This window comes from Arcobacter aquimarinus, assembly GCF_013177635.1.
GTDB lineage: Bacteria > Campylobacterota > Campylobacteria > Campylobacterales > Arcobacteraceae > Aliarcobacter > Aliarcobacter aquimarinus.
Genome location: NZ_CP030944.1, coordinates 823,286 through 842,043, shown reverse-complemented (window position 1 = coordinate 842,043; position 18,758 = coordinate 823,286). Strand labels below are relative to the sequence as shown.

Here is an 18,758-nt window from a genome sequence, read left to right as displayed (position 1 = left end):
GAAAATAAAATGAGTATTTACGATTTTAATGTAAAAACTATTGATGGAGAAGAGATTTCTATGTCTAAATATAAAGGAAAAGTTCTTCTTATAGTAAATGTTGCTAGTAAGTGTGGTTTTACAGGTCAATATGAAGGATTAGAAGCACTTTTTGAAAAATATAAAAATAAAGACTTTATGGTTTTAGGATTTCCTTCAAATCAGTTTGCAAATCAAGAGCCTGAATCAAATGAAAAAATCAAAGAGTTTTGTAGTTTAACTTATGATGTTAAATTTGATATGTTTTCAAAAATTGATGTAAATGGTGAAAAGGAATCTCCTTTATACACTTTTTTGAAAAATTCTCAAAAAGGAATTTTGGGAACTACTGACATAAAATGGAATTTTACAAAATTTTTAGTTGATAAAAATGGAAATGTTATTGATAGATTTGGAAGTTCAACTTCACCTGAATCAATAGAAGATGATATTTTAAAACTATTATAGGAATCATAAATAGAAAATTTTATACATAACATCCAAGAAGCCATTTTTTATATGACTTCTTGGGAGATTTTAGCTGTATTTTTATCAATCGTTTATTTACTTCTTGCAATAAAAGAAAATAGTTGGTGCTGGGTTGCTGCATTTTTTAGTACATTGATTTATAGTATTTTATTTTTTGATGCTTCACTTTTAATGGATAGTTTTTTAAATATATTTTATTTAATAATGGCTATTTATGGTTGGTACTCTTGGAAATATGGAAATGCTTTATCTATAAGTGAAGAATTAAAAATAACTTCTTATGGTCTATTTAAAAATATAAAAATCATAATATATTTGACTTTTATCTCTTTAACTTTAGGTTATTATATGAAAAACTACACAAGTGCTGATTTTGCATATTTGGATACTTTTACTACTGTATTTGCAATATTTGCTACATATATGCTTACGAAAAAAGTATTAGAAAATTGGCTTTATTGGGTTGTTATAGATTTTATTTCAATTTATATTTATATAAATAAAGGTTTTTATGTAACTGCTATTTTATTCGGTCTTTTTACCATTTTAGCTTGTATTGCATATAGACAATGGAAAAAAGAGTATTTAAGTTTTGAATATTGAACAATTAAAAAAATATCATATTTTCAAAGATGAAGAGATTTTAAGCCTTGAACTTTTAAAAAATCAAGGCTTCAATAATATTAGTTATCTTCTTAAAACTTCAAAAAATTCATATGTTATTAGAGTCTTTAAATCAAATGATAGTGTAAATATTAGTAGAAGTTTTGAATTTGAAACTCAAAAAAAAGCTTACAAAAAAAATATTGCAACTAAAGCAATTTTTTTTAATGAAAATTTTATGATTTATGAATATAAAAAAGGTATTCATAAAAAGAATCTATCATCGTTTGACATAAAAAATCTAGCTTTAAAAATAAAAAAACTTCACAAAATAAAAGCTAAAACAAAAGCCTATGATATAAAAAAAGATTTACAATATTATAAAAAAAATTTAAAAGATAAAAAAAATCAGAAACTTATAACTCAATGTTTTAAAAGTTTAAATAAACTAAAAAAACATAAAGAAGAATTAGTATTGACTCATCATGATTTAAATCCTAAAAATATCATTTTCCATAATAATTCAATCAAAATTATTGATTGGGAATATACTGGACTTAATGATAAATTTTTTGATTTAGCTTCTATTTGTGTAGAGTTTAAATTCAATAAAATTAAAGAAAAACTTTTTTTAGAAAAATATTTATTAAATTATTCAAAAAAAGATATAACAAAATTAAATCATTATAAAATAATCTATAAAAATATCTGTAGTTTATGGTTTGAAACTATAAATAATTTATAATTTTCTATTTATTTAAACCATTCATAAGAATAAAAAAATTATTTTTAGTTATAATTTAGTTTATAAAAAAAGAAAAGAGTTATATGAAGAGTAAAAATTTTCTAATATACTTTACTGTTACTATTATCTTTTGTTTTACACTTTTTATACTTAAATATATAAGTGATACAAAAAATGATTATCAAAAATTCTCTGAAAAGATACTTTTTGAACAAGCTTCAACTTTACACAATAGTTTAATGACTTTAAAACATTGGAACTCACAAAAAGGCTCAATTTATATAAAAGCTTATGAAGAAATAGATGCAAATCAATTTATAAAAGATGGAATAGTTCATACAAATAATAAAGAACTATTAATAAAAATGAATCCAGCTTGGATGATTAGAGAATTATCAGAAGTTTCAAATCTAAAACAAAATTATTATTTTAAAATTACAAGTTTATCTCCTCTAAATCCTATTAATAAACCTGATAAATTTGAAAAAAGAGCTTTAGAGCAATTAAACTCAAATAAGGAAGAAAACTTTTACACTAGTTTAGAAGAAGATAAATACAATTTTTTAGGAGCATTGAAAGTTCAACCTTCTTGTCTTTCTTGTCATAATACTCAAAACTATAAAGTTGGAGATATAATTGGAGGATTAAGAGTTAGTGTTCCAATAGAAAATTATAAAGAAAATATAAAAATAATAGAATCAAAAAGCAATCTATTAAATATTGTAACTATTTTTACTTCTATTGTTTTTATGGGAATTATCACTTATACAATAACTTCTATTTATGCTAGAGAATTGAATATCTTAAAATTAAATAAAACACTTGAATTAAAAGTTAATCAAAGAACGAAAGATTTAACAAAAGCAAATAAAAAACTTCTTGAAAACTCTATCACTGATTATTTAACAAATCTTTCAAATAGACGACATTTTTTTGAAGTTGGACTAAAAACTTTTCATCTAGCAAAAAGAGAGAATATTCCTTTATCAATAATTTGTGTCGATATAGATTTTTTTAAAAATATAAATGATACTTATGGACATAATATTGGAGATGAAATACTAAAATTTATTTCAAGAATTATGGAAAAAAGTATTAGAAAATCAGATACACTTGCAAGAACAGGAGGAGAAGAATTTTCTATCTTACTATATAATACAAATGAAAATCAAGCATTTATTTTGGCTGAAAAAATAAGACAAAATATTGAAAAAGCCTCTTTTAAAGATGAAAATCTAGAAGTAAAAGTAACAATTAGTTTAGGAATTAGTCAATTATCAAAAGATGATAAAGATTTAGATTCTATTATAAAAAGAGCTGATAAGGCACTTTATATGGCAAAAGAAAAAAATAGAAATACTACTATTATTTATTCATAAAATTAAAAGCTTTTTTGATACAATCCCAAAATGAATCTACTTGAAAAACTAAAACAACTCCCACAAGATGCAGGGGTTTATCAATACTTTGACAAAAATGGACATCTTCTTTATATTGGAAAAGCAAAAGTTCTAAAAAACAGAGTTAAATCCTATTTTAAATTTACTCCAAAACTTCTTCCTTCTGATAAGTTAGGTCCACGAATTTATAAAATGATTAGTGAAGTTGAGAGTTGTGAATGGATTGTTGTTCCAAATGAACATGATGCACTTATTTTAGAAAATTCATTAATAAAACAGCTAAAACCAAAATACAATATTTTACTTCGCGATGATAAAACATATCCTTATATTTTTATAGATTATAATGAAGATTTTCCAAGACTTGAAATCACAAGAAAAGTATATAAAGAAAAAAATATAAAATATTTTGGACCTTATTCAAGTGGTGCAAAAGATATGCTTGATTCTATTTATGAAATTGTTCCATTAGTTCAAAAGAAATCTTGTGTTAAAAGTAAAACAGCTTGTTTATTTCATCAAATTCAAAAATGTTTTGCTCCTTGTGAAAATAAAATTTCAAAAGAAGAATATGCCAAAATAGTAGAAAATGCTTTAGAATTTATCTATAATAAAACAAAACTTATTTCTAAACTGAATGAAAAAATGCTTCAATATTCAAATGATTTTAGATTTGAAGAAGCTATGACTTTAAGAGATAGAATAAAAACTATTGAAAAATCACAAATAAAATCAGGAATAGATTTAGCAACAAATGAAGATATAGATATCTTTGCAATTACTACAACAAATAAAAAAGCAGTTGTAGTACGTATGTTTTTAAGAGATGGAAAATTAACCTCATCAAATCACGATTTTTTAAAGATTGATAATTACGAAGAAGAGTTTGAGTTTGATTATGAAGAAGCTTATAAAAGAGCAATTATAAACTACTATGATAATGAAATTCCTCTTTTACCAAAAGAAATTTTAGTAGGAATCGAACTAGATGATACAACTGAACTTGAAGAATTTTTACAAATAAGATTTAATAAAAAAATCAAGATTCTAAATCCTAAAAAAGATAAGAAAAAAGATATTGTTCAAATTGCCCTTAGTAACTGCGATGAACTTTTACGAATTGATTCAAGTAAAAATGAAACAAATATTTATGAAGATTTAAAAGAATTATTCAACTTACAAACTCTTCCATATATAATAGAGAGTTTTGATAACTCTCATATGATGGGACAAGCAACTGTTGGAGCTATGATAGTTTGGAATGAAACTTTAAACTCTTTTGATAAAAAAGCTTTTAGACACTATAACCTTGAATCAAAAGATGAATACTCACAAATGAGAGAAATGTTAATAAGAAGAGTTGAAAGTTTTCCTAAAAATCCAGCTCCTGATTTATGGATTATTGATGGTGGAGAAACGCTTTTAAAACTAGCATATGACATAGTGCAATCTGTTGGAGTAAATCTTGATATTATTGCAATTGCAAAAGAAAAACTAGATGCAAAGGCTCATAGAGCAAAGGGTGCAGCAAAAGATATAATTCATTATAAAAATAAAAATGGCGAATTTAAAAGTTTTAACTTATTAACAAGTGATAAAAGATTACAATTCGTTCAAAGACAAAGGGATGAAGCTCATAGATTTGCTATAACATTCCACAAAAAACAAAAAAGAGCTCAAGATAAACAGATTTCTTTATTACAAATCAAAGGAATTGGTGAAGCAAAAATCAAAAAGCTTCTTTTATATTTTGGTGAATTTGAAAAAATCAAAAATGCATCTTTAGAAGAATTAAAAAATGTATTAAATGAAAAAGATGCAAATACAATTTTAAACTATTTTACAGCCTCAAAGGATTAATTTTGGCAAAAATTTTATTAAGCAAAGAAAACCTATTTTATAATTTAGATGTTATTTCAAAAAAAGCTGGCTCAAAAGAAAAAGTTGCAGTTGTATTAAAAGACAATGCTTATGGACATGGACTAATAGAAATAGGAAAACTTGCGAGTGAATTTGGAGTGAAAAAAGCAGTAGTTAGAACGATAGATGATGCACTTAAAATTGAAAAATTTTTTGATTATATTATAATCCTTGCAGAAAAATCTTTTCACACTTATTCACATACTTTTCACATAGTAATAAATAGTTTAGAAGATATAAAAAATATCCCAGAAAATGCCAATGTTCATATCAAAGTTGATACAGGAATGCATCGAAATGGAATTTTACCAAACCAATTAGAAAAGGCTTTTTTAGGGCTTTTAGAGAAAAAAATAACAATAACTGGGGTTTTCACACACCATAAAGGTGCAGATGAATTATCAACAAATTTTTTCTGGCAAAAAGCTGTTTTTTCTAGGGTAAAAGAGGATGTGAAAAGAATATGTGAAAAACTTTCACTACCTCTTCCAGCACTTCATTCTTGTAACTCAGCAGCTCTTTTTAGAACATCAGATTTTAATGAAGATTTTGCAAGAGTTGGAATTGCAACTTATGGTTATTTAGATAATGCAGGAATATTTAATTTTCCAAAACTAAAACCTGTTATGTCACTTTGGGCTAATAAGCTATCAACAAGAGAGTTAAAAAAAGGACAAAGTGTTGGATATGGAGGAACTTTTACTGCAAAAGAAAATATGATAGTTTCAACTTATGATATTGGATATGGAGATGGTTTTTTAAGACTGAATGAAAAAGACTCATATACAACGCCCAAAGGTTATAAAGTTTTAGGTCGTGTTTCAATGGATAATTTATCTTTAAATACCGATGAAGAGAAAGTTTGTATTTTTGATGATGTTACAGCTTTATCAAAAATTCATGACACAATTACTTATGAAATTACAACAACACTAAATCCAAATATAGAAAAAGAGATAGTATGAAAAAAATAATCCTTGCCTTTTTTATAGTTATTAACTCTTTAAGTGCTATAACTTTTGAAGAAGTTTATACTATTCATAAAGTGCAAGGTTCACTAAAAGCTTTGAAATATTATAGAGAATTAGAAAAACAAAATAATCCAAAAGCTATATATGAATTAGGTCTTATTCATCTACAAGGTGATGGTATTGCAAAGAATATAAATAAAGCCTATGAATATTTTACAAAAGCTTCAGAACTAGGAAATTTAGAATCTACTTATGCTCTTGGAAAAATCCATCTTTCAAAATCAACTCATTATTATGACTTGACAAAAGCTTACAACTTTTTCGTTGATGCAGCAAATAAAGGAGATTCTAAATCTCAACTTATGATAGGAAGATTCTTTCTAATGGGTGAAATTGTTGATAAAGATTATGAAAAAGCTATGCACTATTTTAAACTTGCATCCAAACAAAAGGAGTATGAAGCAAACTGCTATATAGCATATATGTATGCTTCAGGAATGGGAGTTTTCCCAAACTTTGGTAGAGCTCATGTCTTTGCAAAAGACCAATATAAAAAAGGTGATAAACTTTGCGTTAAAGTATGGAAAGACTACAATCTAGCAAAATATCCAAAAGATGAATCTTGGAAAGTTGGTGATTATAATGTACCAATTAAATAAAATAGAAATATTTTTTATTTGACAAAAAAAGGTAAATAAATAATGACTTTAGATGAAACAAGAAAAAATGCTGTTAAAAATGCCATTAATGAACATTACGCTGTAATTTCATTTAAAGTTGATGGAACAATAAAAGATGCGAATGAAAAGTTTTTAAATTTATTTTCTTATAAACTTGATGAAATTGTAGATAAACATCATAAAATTTTTTGTGAAGAAGAGTACATTAAATCAAATGAATATAAGAAATTTTGGAATGATTTGTCAAATGGAAAAGTTCAAACTGAAGAGTTTAAAAGAATTAAAAAAAACGGTGAATCAGTTTTTATTCAAGCTTCTTATCAACCGTTAAAAAATGAATACAATCAAGTATTTGAAATATTAAAATTCGCTCAAGACATTACAAATAGAAAATTACAAAGTTTAAACTATGAAGCTCAAATTAATGCAATAAATAAATCACAAGCAACTATTGAATTTGATACAAATGGTATTATTTTAACTGCAAATGATAATTTTTTAAAATCTATGGGTTATGAATTAAATGAATTAATAGGTAAACATCATAGTATATTTTGTGAAAAAGATTATATTAACTCGAATGAATATAAAACATTTTGGGAAAGATTAAAAGAAGGAACTTTTGATACAGGGAAATATATAAGAGTCACAAAAAATGGGAAAAAAGTTTGGATTCAAGCTACATATACTCCTATTTTAGATATAAATAATAAACCTATAAAAATTGTTAAATTCGCTCAAGATATTACTAAACTTGAATCCATACAAAAAGATGTTTTAACAGGTTTATTTATCAGTGAAAAATTGATTTTAGATATTCCTGAAAATGATAAAAATAACCTTGCAATTCTTAGTATTGATGATTTTTCATTCTTAAATGATTTTTATGGAGATGAAATTGCTAATAAATTCATAATAGAATTTTCTAAATTATTAACTAGCTATTTAAATGATGATTATAAAATATATCGAATCTATGGAGCTAAATTTGCCATACTAAACTGGAAATTGGCAAATAATGAATTTTATGAAACAATTTATGATTTTATAAATTATATGAAAAATACTTATATAGATTTAGGAATAAAAAAATTCAATTTAGTCACAACTTGTGGAATATCTTATGAAAGTAATGAAAAGATAATACATACAGCGGATATTGTAAATAAATTTGCAAAAAAACAATTAAAAAATATTTTACAATATTCTGAAGAATTAAATATAGAAAAAAAGTTTGAAGAAAATATTTATTGGTCTGAAAAAATAAGTCAAGCTCTAAAAGAAGATAGAATAATAGTTTATTATCAACCAATATTCAATAATAAATCAAATAAAATTGAGAAATATGAATCTTTAGTAAGACTTCAAGATACAAATGCAGATATAGTATCACCATATAAATTTTTAGAAATATCTAAAAAATCTAAACAATATATTGATATTACGAAAAAAGTTATAGAAAAATCTTTTGAAAAATTTAAAAATTTTGATTATGAATTTTCAATTAACTTGACTGTTGAAGATATTTTAGATAAAGATTTATCTAACTTTTTGTTTTCAAAAATTGCAGAATTTGATATTTCAAATAGACTTGTAATCGAATTAGTTGAATCTGAAAAAATTACTACTTATGAACCAATTTATGATTTTATTGCAAAAATAAAAGATATAGGCTGTAAAGTTGCCATTGATGATTTTGGAACTGGATATAGTAACTTTGAATATTTAGTAAAAATTGATGCTGATTTTGTAAAGATAGATGGAAGTATTATAAAAAGAATTTTAGAAGATGAAAACTCTTTAGAAATTGTAAAATCTATCATACAATTTTGTAAAAAAATGAATATCAAAATTATTGCAGAATTTGTTTCAAATATAGAATTACAGGAAAAAGTTAAAGAACTAGGTATTACATATTCTCAAGGATTTTATTTAGGTGAACCAAATAAAAATCTAGTTGACGAAAAGAGTATTTAAAAATTAATATCTTTTAAAATATACTCTTTTTTATTTTCTTTACAAAATTTTATAAATAACTCAAAATTTGTATCTACCTCATCTTTATCATATCCAGCAAGAGAAATTACTACTTTTCTTTTATCTCCTAAAATTTTAGGAAGTGAAGATAACTCTAAATGAGAAGGAATCTTTTTCATAATATCTATCAAATCATTTTCGCTTGTTTCTATAGTCATAATAAGTCTATATTTTTTAATACTTGACTTAGGATAGTGTTTATCTAAAGCTTCAACAACCATAGCTTGACTCATAGAAGGAAAACCAGGAGTGAAAAAAAATCTATTTTCAAGATAAAATCCTGCTACATTATTTACAACATTTTTAAGAAGTTTTGCATTTATTGGTAAATATGCCATATTTATTCTGTGTGGATAGGCTTCAGAACCAAACTGATTTATGATTCTATTTTTTGCTTCTTCATGAAATTCCATTTTTCCATCACAAAAAACTTTTCCTGCAATCTGTCTTGTATAATCATCAGGAGTTGCTCCAATTCCTCCAAAACAGAACATCACAGAGTTGGGATCATTTTTTATAAGATTAAAAACATTTTCCATAAGATTTATGTCATCATTTATGACAAACGAAGCTTTTTGTTCCCAACCTCTACTTAAAAGTTGTTGGTTTAGAAATGTAAAATGGGCATCGGTTCTTCGCCCATTTAAAAGTTCAGTTCCAATTATTACGCTATAAAAATTTGGTATTTCTAACATAATTTAAATTTTAGATTGAATAAATCTATCCATTTCATCAACTATCTCTTTAATAGTCCCTTCCCCGCTAATAACTTTTAATAAATTTTTTTGCGTATAAAATATTTTTATTTCTTTTAAAGGTTCTGTATATAATTTCATTCTATTTAAAAAAACTTTTTCATTGTCATCATCTCTTACAATATCAGCATCAGCAGCACGACCAAGAACTCTTTGAAAAGCAGTTTCTTGTGATACTTCAACTTCTATCACATTTGTAAGTTCTACTTCATTTTCTTTACTTAAATATTTATCTAATTCAACCATTTGTTCTATACTTCTTGGATATCCATCTATTATTACCACATCTGTTGATGTTTTTTTTATAGCTGTTAAAATAGTCTCAATTGCAATATCAATTGGCACAATATTTCCAGCACTAATATAAGTATTAATTATTTCACCTCTTTGACTTCCACTTGCAACTTCAGCTCTAAACATATCTCCTGTTGAATAATGTGTAATATTAGTATGTTTTGAAGCTATTAATTCAGCATCTGTAGTTTTACCACTTCCTGGTGCTCCGATGATTAAAAATAATTTTTTCATTTATGACCTTAGTTGAATTTTGAAGGTATGATTGTATCAAAAACTATTTAAATTCTTTATGTACTGTTTAAGCCTTATGTGTTATTAAAACCTTTTTTTATACAATACAGAAAAACTAAGGAAATGAAATATGAATTTAATGCTATTTGGAGCACCAGGTGCAGGTAAAGGAACTCAAGCAAAGTTTTTAATTGAGAAGTATAATATTCCACAAATCTCAACAGGTGATATTTTAAGAGCTGCGATTGCTGATAAAACTGATATGGGAATGGAAGCAAAAAAATTTATGGATGCAGGTCAATTAGTTCCTGATTCAACTATTATTGGTATTATCAAAGATAGACTTGCAGAGTCTGACTGTAAAAATGGTTTTATTCTTGATGGTTTCCCAAGAACTCTAGCTCAAGCTGAAGCTTTAAGTGAATTGATGTCAAATATGAATATCTCTTTAGATAAAGTAATCTCTTTAAATGTTCCTGATGAATTAATTGTTGGAAGAATTACAGGAAGAAGAGTATGTTCTAAATGTGGAGCATCATTTCACGTAGAATTTAATCCATCTAAAAAAGAAGATGAATGCGACTACTGTGGTGGTGAATTAATCATCAGAAAAGATGACAACGCTGAAACAGTTATTAGTAGACTTGAAGCATATCATACTCAAACTGCACCATTAATTGATTTCTATACAAAAATGGGTGTATTTATGGAACTTGATGGAACAAAAGATGTTTCAGAAGTTACAGCTGATATGTTTAACGCATTAGCGTAAATATTTTTTTTTAAACAAAAAAAGGGAAGATTATAAAAATCTTCCCTTTTTTATTCTCAATAAAACTCTTACTTACTAAGCGCTACTTTAATTCCTAATGAAATCAAAACTATACCAATCGTTCTATCGAACCATTTTCCAAATGAACTAAGAAAGTTTTTCACTCTTAAATGACTCAAAATTAGTGATAAAAACAGAAACCAACATGTAGTTGCTAAAATACAGAATAATCCATAAAATGCTTGAACATCAAGTGGCGTATTTGGACTTATTATTACTGTGAACATTGATAAGAAAAAAAGTGTAGCTTTTGGATTTAGAGCATTACATAAAAAACCTAAATAAAAAGATTTAAAATCACTTATCTTTTCTACTTCTTTTTCTTCATTTGTTTGAAGACTTATACCTTTTGATTTTAAACTTTTATATCCAATATAGATTAAATAAGCAGCACCAAGATATTTGATTATATTAAATAAAATTATAGACTTTGAAATAATTAGCCCTATTCCTAAAAGTGTATAAACAATATGAACTGAAATTCCTAAACCTATTCCAATACTTGTAAATATAGAAGCTCTTCTTCCATAACTAACACTTTGTTTTACAATCATTGCAAAATCAGGCCCAGGAGATAGCAATGCAAAAAACATTGCTACTGCTAAAACTAAAAATTCATTTGAATATATGAACCATTGCATTTTTAACCTTGCATTCCTGAACTTGAACTTTTTTTCTTATTTGAACTTGCAAAAGCATTTTTTGCTACAACAATCTCTTTTTGTCTCTCTTTTCTTCTCTGGTCTTTTTCAACAAAAATCTTTTTCTTTGTAAATGGATCCATTTCTGTATAATACATAACAGCTGAGTAAGTTCCCGGTGTTGGAGTAAATACCTGAGCTTGTTCTGGATTCATTTTAAGTTCATGAGTTGTAAATTGTTTTAGTTCGTGCATATGTTTTTCTTCACAACCTGGATGTGCAGCAATTAAATAATATGTTAAAAACTGTTTTTTCCCTGATTCTTTATTTAAATCATCATACATCTTTTTAAAATCAACTAAAGTTTGTTTTCCAGGTTTTCCCATATGATGTAAAACTTCATCGTTTGTATGTTCAGGTGCTACTTTCATTTGTCCTGAAATATGATGATCTATCATCTCTTTTAAATACTCTTTTCCATATTTTTTATCAGCTGTAATTAAATCATATCTAACCCCTGAAGCTACAAATGCTTTTTTGATTCCAGGAACGGCTCTAATATCTTTTAAAAGTTGTATGTTTCTACTATGGTCAACTTTCATTGTTCGGCAAAGTCTATGGGCATCTACACATCTTTTATTATCAACACAAGTTCCAAGATTTATTTTTTTCTTACACTCATAACCATACATATTTGCTGTTGGTCCTCCAACATCTGAAATAATTCCTTTGAAATCTCTCATTGTTGTAAAATGTTTTGCTTCTGCTAAAATATTTTTTTCACTTCTAGTTCGTATTGTTCGTCCTTGGTGAGCTGCAATTGCACAGAAGTTACATTCTCCCCAACACCCATGATGAGTCATAATAGAAAATTTGATAGTTTCAAGACATTTTACTTTTCCATCTTTTGCATTATATGGATGAGCATCTCTTTGATATGGAAAAGAAGCTATTTTATCCATCTCTTCTTCTTCCATATGCCTACTAGGTGGATTTTGAATCAAATATCTTCCATCAACTTCTTGATATAAACCTTTTGAATAAACAGGGTCATTATTGTCATAAAATGCTTTAAATAAATCAATATATTTCTCTTTATCATCCAAACATTCTTGATGTGAAGGAATTCTTAAATACTCTTCAACAGGCTCTTTTGAAATATAACAAAGTCCTCTTATACTTCTTGGGTCTTTTCCTTCTTTTAGATAATTTCCCAAATCAATAATAGCTTGTTCACCCATTCCATAAACCATATAATCAGCTTTTGTATCAAATAATATTGGTTTTCTAAGTTTATTTGTCCAATAATCATAATGAGTAAGTCGTCTAAGACTTGCTTCAATTCCACCTAAAACAATAGGAACTGTATTTTTGAAGTATCTTCTAATTAAATTTGTATATACTAAAGTAGCTCTATCAGGTCGTTTATTGTTTTTTCCACCTGGAGTGTAATCATCACTATTCCTAAACTTTTTTGTTGCTGTGTAGTTTGAAACCATTGAATCAATACTTCCACCACTTACTCCCCAAAAAAGTTTTGGTTCACCCATTCTTTTTATATCAACATCACTATTAACATCAGGTTGTCCAATTATTCCAACTCTTAATCCTATATCTTCAAGGATTCTCCCAACAACTGCAATTCCCATAAATGGTGAATCTATATAAGCATCTCCTGTGATTAGAACAACATCTAGTTCATCCCAACCTCTTTGTTTCATCTCTTCTTTAGTTGTAGGTAAAAATTTATTTGGTTTATTAATATTACTCATTTTTCTTCTTTAAAATATATTAGTTTTTTCGTATTATGCCCAAATAGATTTTAACCCCTACTATAAAAAATCTTAAATCTTTTTTGTTAAATTTTCATCTATTTTTTTAATATCCAAAAGCATAGCTATTTTCGATTCTTCTGAATCTTTAATTTCAACTAAACTTTCTATTAATGTTCCTGTTCCTAAAAAGTGATTTTGTATATGTTGAATAGATTTTTCTTCAACCACACTTACATTTTCTAAAGAAGAAACTAAAAGCCCCACACAATGTTCAATATTATCTTTATCATATTCAACTAAAATTATATTTGTAAGTTTTTCATTTGTAATTTCTTCATTTACAAAATCTCTAATATCTAAAACTGCTATTAATTTCTCTTTATATAAAACCATACCTTTAAAGTGATTATTTTTATCCATATCAATTGATTCTTGTAACTCTTCAATACCTATTGATTCTATTACATTTCTGGCATTTACAGCTAATAATCTTTTTCCTAAATTAAATGTTGCTAACTCTACACTTGTAGGAGTAAATTTTGTTTTTAATGAAGTTGAAAATCTTGATTTTCTATTTTCTATAAAATCATAACTATCTATTTTTCCAATACGAATAAATACAAAACATAAAACATCATTTTTATAATCATCTACTCTACTTTTATACTCTCTATATCCATTTGAACACTTAACAGCAACAGAATAATAACTTCCATCAAATTCTATTATTTTACTTATATTTTGAGCATTTTTTATCTTAAAAAACTCATCATCAATATTTAAGTATGAATTAACACTTAAATCATCATTCGAAGATGCAATTATCTGTTTATTTTTATCTGTAAATATTGCAAAAACACCCTCTTTTTTTTCGCCATTTATATCTTTTGGTAAGGTTTCATTTAGCATTGCGTAAAACTGTGGAGTTGAATCAAAAACAACTGCTATTCCTCCTATTATTACTCGTTCATCCTTTAAAGACCTAATTGCACTACTATAAATATAAGTTGGCTCATTGTTGTATAAATTTGTTTTTTCAAATTTAGAAACACTATATTTTGAAGTATCTTTTAACATCAAAGTTTTTTCAACCCAATCTTGAGTCAAAATCTTTCCTACTAAATAATCTTCTTTTTGATTTGAAACAGCTATTATTTTTCCATTTTTATCAAAAATAATAAGATTTGTATAAACTGTATATAAATCATTTATATATTTTAAAATTGAACTTATCTCATCTTTTTTATGATTTAATGAAGAATAATCATCTAAAGATTCTCTAAAATAAGAGTTTAATGCCCACCATCTACAATCATTTGCTCTTTCATATAAATTTCTATCCATAATATCAATAGCTAATGAAGATAAAAATTCACTGTCTTTTAAAATCGAAGAGATTACAGTTTGATTTAGATTTTCTAAAGAGGCATTTGCTTTATTTCCTGTGATTCCAATCTCATTTAATAAAGATTTTGAAAATTCTCTATTTACTGAATTTAATTTACTTTGAGCAATATTTCCATTCCAAATAACTCTTAATAAATTATCTTGAATAGTTTTACTTTTATTAAAAACTTCTTTTAGCTCATTTGAAAAATGTTGTTCATTTTCCATCATCGCATTTATAATTTTACTATCTACTTCTAAACTTTCAAATTCATTACTCAAAAAAGCATATTCTAAAGGTATCATAATATGTCCATACCATTTAAGACCATAAAAACCTTGATAACCATTTGTTTGACAAGTTTTGGCAATATAATCGCGTCCAGAAAAAGAGATTAGTTTATAATTTTCATTTAAAATAATAGGAAGTTTTGCACCTAAATTTATATGCTCTTTATCACTACTTGCAATTACAAATCCCTCTTCATCCAAAATCAACAAACACTCTTTATTTTTTGCATCTATTAAATTATTAAATATTCCATTCATCTCATCAGTAAATCTAAAACAAAGACTTAGAACTCCTAAATGTTCAGAATTAGAATCATTTGTTTTATTAACCTTATATGAATAAACTAAAGATTTTTTATATTGAGGAACAAAATCATGAAATTTATAAGTTTCTACATAATCATCATTTGAGTTTAAAACTTTTTGAACAAATGATGTATCAATTTTTTCGACTTTTATATCATCATTCAATCGCACTATTACTTTTCCATGAGTATCAACTAATACAATATCAAAATAAACAGAATATTTAGAGACATACTCCTTAAATCTTTTTTGTATATTTTGTCTTAAAACTAAACTTTCATCATTATATTTTGAAACAAAAGTTTGAATGAATGTTCTAATATCATCATCTGTTGCTAAAAAACCAATATCAGCTGTTCTTTCAAAAAGATTTCTAATAAGTACATCAATTGCAACTTGAGCTTTAAAATTCATCTCCTGAGTAACTTTTTTTATTTGTTCTTCACTTAAATGATTTAATAGTGTAGAAGTAAGATTTAAAAAATTTTCTTTAGTTTTTCCAATATCAATATTTATATCACCAAGTTGACCTAATAGAGCTAACATATCCCATGATGACCCTAATGTTCCTAGCTCATCTTTATATTTTTCCACATCTTCTATATGTTTTATTATTGGATAAATCTCTTTTCGTACATTTATACCTTTATAGTTTACAATATCATTTAACATCTCTTATTCCTAAGCTTTTAGTTTATAAGAAATTATATATTTTGTATTGATTTTTTTTTATATACAAATGTATAAAAATTATTCTTTTAGTAAAAATAATTTTATTTATTTTTAATTAATTCTTCAGTAAGAGAAAATAAATTTACTTGCCATTTATCTTTAAATATACTATCTTCAATCATTTTGACATCTAAATTAGAACTTATTGATACTGCAATATTGTGATCATAATTATCATAAAATAATAAATTTTTTATCCCATTTTTTTGAGTAAATTTAAGTAAGTCAGGAACTTCAGTTATGTGTAAAAACTTCTTATCTTTTTTAATTGTTTTTATTCTATATCTTTTTGCAAAATATTCCCAATAATCATCTAAAACATATATAGTATTTACTTCACTATTACTAAGTTTTTGTTTGATTTTTAGATATGTATTATCTATTTCTTCTAAAAACTTTTCATAATTCTTTTTATATAAACTAGCTTTATTTTTATCTATTTGTACCAAAGATTCATATAGATTTTGTGCAATTTTTCTTAATAAAAGAGGATCAGTCCAAATATAAGGATTATTATTTATCTTTTCAATATTCAAAGACAAATCAACTACTATAAGTTCTGGATTTCTATTTTTTATAACTTCTTCATATTTTTTTTCAACATCTAGACCAAAATGAAAAAAAACTTTTGCATTGGAAAATCTTGAAACTTCGGAAAAAGGAAGTTCTTCATAATTATTATTATAAATAGTAGAAATTTCCCTTATCTTAATCTCTTCTTGTGTAATTTTTTTTACAATATGAGTCTCTAAAGGAAAATAAGTAATCGCTTGAAATTTAGCAGATAAAAAAAGAGGAAAAAATAATATAAATAAAATTTTTACCATTTTAACCTCTTTTTTAAATATTATATATCAGATACTGTTTTTCTAAGTCTAATGCTTAACTCTTTTAATTGCTCTTCATCTACACTTGATGGAGCTTGAGTTAATAAACATTGAGCTTTTTGAGTTTTAGGAAATGCTATTACATCTCTGATTGAATCAGTTCCAGCAAGTAACATAATCATTCTATCAAGACCCATTGCAAATCCACCATGTGATGGTGCTCCATATTGCAGTGCATCAAGTAAGAATCCAAATTTTTCTCTTGCTTCTTCTTGTGAAATTCCCATTAATTCAAATACTTTTGATTGAATCTCTTCTTTATGAATTCTGATACTTCCACCACCTAGCTCTGTTCCATTTAAAACAATATCATAAGCAATTGATTCTATCTCTTCTAAATCATCGATATTATCAAGTGATTTTGGCATTGTAAATGGATGGTGTAATGCTTTTGTTCTTCCATCTTCAACTTCAAACATTGGGAAATCTACAACCCATAAAAATTCTAAAGCATCAGCTGGAACTATATTCATCTCAGATGCAAGGAATAATCTAAATCTTCCCATATAATCCCAAACTATTTTTTTAGCTCCTGCTCCAAAGAATACAACATCGCCAACTTCAAGTTCAGTTACTTTTACAATCTCTTCTAAATCAGCATCACTAAAGAATTTAGTCAATGGACCTTTTAATCCATCTTCTTTCATTTGGAAATAACCTAAACCTTTAGCTCCAAATTTTCTTACATAATCTTCAAAACCTTTCATTTGTCTTTTAGAGAAGATGTTATCTCCATTTTTACATTTTAAAGCTTTGATTCTATTATTTTTTTTATCTTTTGCAATATCTGCAAAAATTTCATTTGTTGAGTTTGCAAAAATATCAATAACATCAACAAGTGGCATATCAAATCTTAAATCTGGTTTATCAGAACCATATTTTTCCATAGCTTCAGAATATTTCATTCTTCTAAATGTTTTAGGAACTGTCTTTCCACATTTAGTAAATACATCATAAATTAATCTTTCTGCAACTGCAATTACATCATCTTGCGTACAAAAAGACATCTCAACGTCTATTTGAGTAAATTCAGGTTGTCTATCAGCTCTTAAATCTTCATCTCTAAAACATTTTGCAATTTGAAAGTATCTATCAAACCCTGCAACCATTAATAATTGTTTAAATAATTGTGGAGATTGAGGTAAAGCATAAAATTCACCTGGATGAACTCTTGATGGAACCAAATAATCTCTTGCTCCTTCTGGAGTTGATTTTGTTAAGATTGGAGTTTCAACATCTAAGAATCCTAATTCATCTAAAGTATTTCTAACTTGAATAGCTGCTTTACTTCTTAGTTGAAAAATATTAAATGATTTATTTGATCTTAATTCTAAAAATCTATTTCTTAATTTAATTTCATCATTTACTTTTTCATCATTAATATCAAATGGCATTGGTTTTGATTTGTTTTCAATAACTAAATCTTTTAATACAATTTCAATTTTTCCTGTTTTAAGATTTGGATTTTCTAGTCCCTCACCTCTTGCTCTTACAACACCTGTTGCAATTAAAACATATTCATCTCTAACAGTTTCTGCAATCGCTAATGCATCTTTGCTATCGCTTGGATCTGCAACTAGTTGAACTAATCCACTTTTATCTCTTAAATCTATAAATATAATTCCACCGTGGTCACGTCTACTGTTTACCCAACCAGCAACAGTTACAGTTTCACCAATTTTTGTTTCAGTTACATCTGTACAATAATGTGTTCTCAAATTCTAACTCCATTTCTATAAATATTCGCGATTTTATCTAATTT

Annotated in this window: 16 protein-coding genes; 9 read left to right on the top strand and 7 right to left on the bottom strand. The window is 25.8% G+C overall.

The genetic code is table 11. The annotated features are described in order from the left end of the window. Nucleotides 1-9: 9 nt before the first annotated feature. The 8 genes from AAQM_RS04170 to AAQM_RS04135 all read left to right on the top strand — a co-directional run bounded on the left by AAQM_RS04170 (nucleotide 10) and on the right by AAQM_RS04135 (nucleotide 8,803). Entirely contained in the window at nucleotides 10-486 is a 477-nt protein-coding gene (locus AAQM_RS04170) for a glutathione peroxidase (RefSeq protein ID WP_129096172.1), read from the top strand. Between the two features lie 51 nt (nucleotides 487-537). Continuing rightward, nucleotides 538-1,110, top strand: coding sequence for a nicotinamide riboside transporter PnuC (gene pnuC, locus AAQM_RS04165; RefSeq protein WP_129096171.1), 573 nt, complete (start codon nucleotides 538-540; stop codon nucleotides 1,108-1,110). Then, on the top strand, nucleotides 1,100-1,855 hold the full coding sequence (locus tag AAQM_RS04160; RefSeq protein WP_171920654.1) for a choline/ethanolamine kinase family protein: 756 nt from the start codon (nucleotides 1,100-1,102) through the stop codon (nucleotides 1,853-1,855). Before pnuC ends, AAQM_RS04160 begins: the two co-directional genes overlap by 11 nt. Before the next feature lie 83 nt (nucleotides 1,856-1,938). Beyond that, a complete protein-coding gene (locus tag AAQM_RS04155; protein ID WP_129096206.1) occupies nucleotides 1,939-3,234 on the top strand; it encodes a diguanylate cyclase in 1,296 nt (431 codons plus the stop codon). A gap of 30 nt (nucleotides 3,235-3,264) precedes the next feature. Further along, nucleotides 3,265-5,115 carry an excinuclease ABC subunit UvrC gene (uvrC, locus tag AAQM_RS04150; RefSeq protein WP_129096207.1) on the top strand — a complete coding sequence of 617 codons (1,851 nt, stop codon included), beginning with the start codon at nucleotides 3,265-3,267 and terminating at the stop codon, nucleotides 5,113-5,115. 2 nt (nucleotides 5,116-5,117) lie between these two features. After that, the gene (locus AAQM_RS04145; protein ID WP_129096208.1) at nucleotides 5,118-6,140 is read left to right on the top strand and encodes an alanine racemase; all 1,023 of its coding nucleotides are present in this window, start codon (nucleotides 5,118-5,120) and stop codon (nucleotides 6,138-6,140) included. Next, on the top strand, nucleotides 6,137-6,805 hold the full coding sequence (locus AAQM_RS04140; RefSeq protein ID WP_129096209.1) for a tetratricopeptide repeat protein: 669 nt from the start codon (nucleotides 6,137-6,139) through the stop codon (nucleotides 6,803-6,805). The genes AAQM_RS04145 and AAQM_RS04140 overlap by 4 nt, the downstream gene beginning before the upstream one ends. Before the next feature lie 42 nt (nucleotides 6,806-6,847). Next, nucleotides 6,848-8,803: a bifunctional diguanylate cyclase/phosphodiesterase gene (locus AAQM_RS04135; protein ID WP_129096210.1), complete on the top strand. Its 1,956-nt coding sequence runs from the start codon at nucleotides 6,848-6,850 to the stop codon at nucleotides 8,801-8,803. Here AAQM_RS04135 and AAQM_RS04130 read toward each other — a convergent pair. Together AAQM_RS04130 and AAQM_RS04125 are read right to left on the bottom strand one after the other, a co-directional pair. Further along, nucleotides 8,800-9,558: a competence/damage-inducible protein A gene (locus tag AAQM_RS04130; RefSeq protein WP_129096211.1), complete on the bottom strand. Its 759-nt coding sequence runs from the start codon at nucleotides 9,556-9,558 to the stop codon at nucleotides 8,800-8,802. The genes AAQM_RS04135 and AAQM_RS04130 overlap by 4 nt on opposite strands. Nucleotides 9,559-9,561: 3 nt before the next feature. Next, nucleotides 9,562-10,146, bottom strand: coding sequence for an adenylate kinase (locus AAQM_RS04125; protein ID WP_129096212.1), 585 nt, complete (start codon nucleotides 10,144-10,146; stop codon nucleotides 9,562-9,564). Nucleotides 10,147-10,276: 130 nt separating this feature from the next. Here AAQM_RS04125 and AAQM_RS04120 point away from each other — a divergent pair, with 130 nt between their 5' ends. Further along, the gene (locus tag AAQM_RS04120; RefSeq protein ID WP_129096213.1) at nucleotides 10,277-10,918 is read left to right on the top strand and encodes an adenylate kinase; all 642 of its coding nucleotides are present in this window, start codon (nucleotides 10,277-10,279) and stop codon (nucleotides 10,916-10,918) included. Nucleotides 10,919-10,986: 68 nt separating this feature from the next. Here the strand turns inward: AAQM_RS04120 and AAQM_RS04115 are convergent, their stop codons facing one another. The 5 genes from AAQM_RS04115 to aspS all read right to left on the bottom strand — a co-directional run bounded on the left by AAQM_RS04115 (nucleotide 10,987) and on the right by aspS (nucleotide 18,714). Then, complete coding sequence (locus AAQM_RS04115; RefSeq protein WP_206731604.1) at nucleotides 10,987-11,619, bottom strand: LysE family translocator; 633 nt, start codon at nucleotides 11,617-11,619, stop codon at nucleotides 10,987-10,989. 2 nt (nucleotides 11,620-11,621) lie between these two features. Then, a complete protein-coding gene (locus AAQM_RS04110) occupies nucleotides 11,622-13,382 on the bottom strand; it encodes a YgiQ family radical SAM protein (RefSeq protein ID WP_129096228.1) in 1,761 nt (586 codons plus the stop codon). A gap of 81 nt (nucleotides 13,383-13,463) precedes the next feature. Next, complete coding sequence (locus tag AAQM_RS04105; RefSeq protein WP_129096214.1) at nucleotides 13,464-16,049, bottom strand: chemotaxis protein CheW; 2,586 nt, start codon at nucleotides 16,047-16,049, stop codon at nucleotides 13,464-13,466. 101 nt (nucleotides 16,050-16,150) lie between these two features. Then, nucleotides 16,151-16,936, bottom strand: coding sequence for a metal ABC transporter solute-binding protein, Zn/Mn family (locus AAQM_RS04100; protein ID WP_129096215.1), 786 nt, complete (start codon nucleotides 16,934-16,936; stop codon nucleotides 16,151-16,153). A gap of 20 nt (nucleotides 16,937-16,956) precedes the next feature. Next, entirely contained in the window at nucleotides 16,957-18,714 is a 1,758-nt protein-coding gene (aspS, locus tag AAQM_RS04095) for an aspartate--tRNA ligase (protein ID WP_129096216.1), read from the bottom strand. Between the last annotated feature and the right edge of the window lie 44 nt (nucleotides 18,715-18,758).

Excerpts from the sequence above, each read along its gene's own strand:
- AAQM_RS04170 (WP_129096172.1), top strand. The coding sequence starts at position 10 with ATGAGTATTTACGATTTTAATGTAAAAACTATTGATGGAGAAGAGATT.
- pnuC (WP_129096171.1), top strand. The coding sequence starts at position 538 with ATGACTTCTTGGGAGATTTTAGCTGTATTTTTATCAATCGTTTATTTA.
- AAQM_RS04155 (WP_129096206.1), top strand. The coding sequence starts at position 1,939 with ATGAAGAGTAAAAATTTTCTAATATACTTTACTGTTACTATTATCTTT.
- uvrC (WP_129096207.1), top strand. The coding sequence starts at position 3,265 with ATGAATCTACTTGAAAAACTAAAACAACTCCCACAAGATGCAGGGGTT.
- AAQM_RS04140 (WP_129096209.1), top strand. The coding sequence starts at position 6,137 with ATGAAAAAAATAATCCTTGCCTTTTTTATAGTTATTAACTCTTTAAGT.
- AAQM_RS04135 (WP_129096210.1), top strand. The coding sequence starts at position 6,848 with ATGACTTTAGATGAAACAAGAAAAAATGCTGTTAAAAATGCCATTAAT.
- AAQM_RS04130 (WP_129096211.1), bottom strand. The coding sequence starts at position 9,558 with ATGTTAGAAATACCAAATTTTTATAGCGTAATAATTGGAACTGAACTT.
- AAQM_RS04125 (WP_129096212.1), bottom strand. The coding sequence starts at position 10,146 with ATGAAAAAATTATTTTTAATCATCGGAGCACCAGGAAGTGGTAAAACT.
- AAQM_RS04120 (WP_129096213.1), top strand. The coding sequence starts at position 10,277 with ATGAATTTAATGCTATTTGGAGCACCAGGTGCAGGTAAAGGAACTCAA.
- AAQM_RS04115 (WP_206731604.1), bottom strand. The coding sequence starts at position 11,619 with ATGCAATGGTTCATATATTCAAATGAATTTTTAGTTTTAGCAGTAGCA.
- AAQM_RS04105 (WP_129096214.1), bottom strand. The coding sequence starts at position 16,049 with ATGTTAAATGATATTGTAAACTATAAAGGTATAAATGTACGAAAAGAG.
- AAQM_RS04100 (WP_129096215.1), bottom strand. The coding sequence starts at position 16,936 with ATGGTAAAAATTTTATTTATATTATTTTTTCCTCTTTTTTTATCTGCT.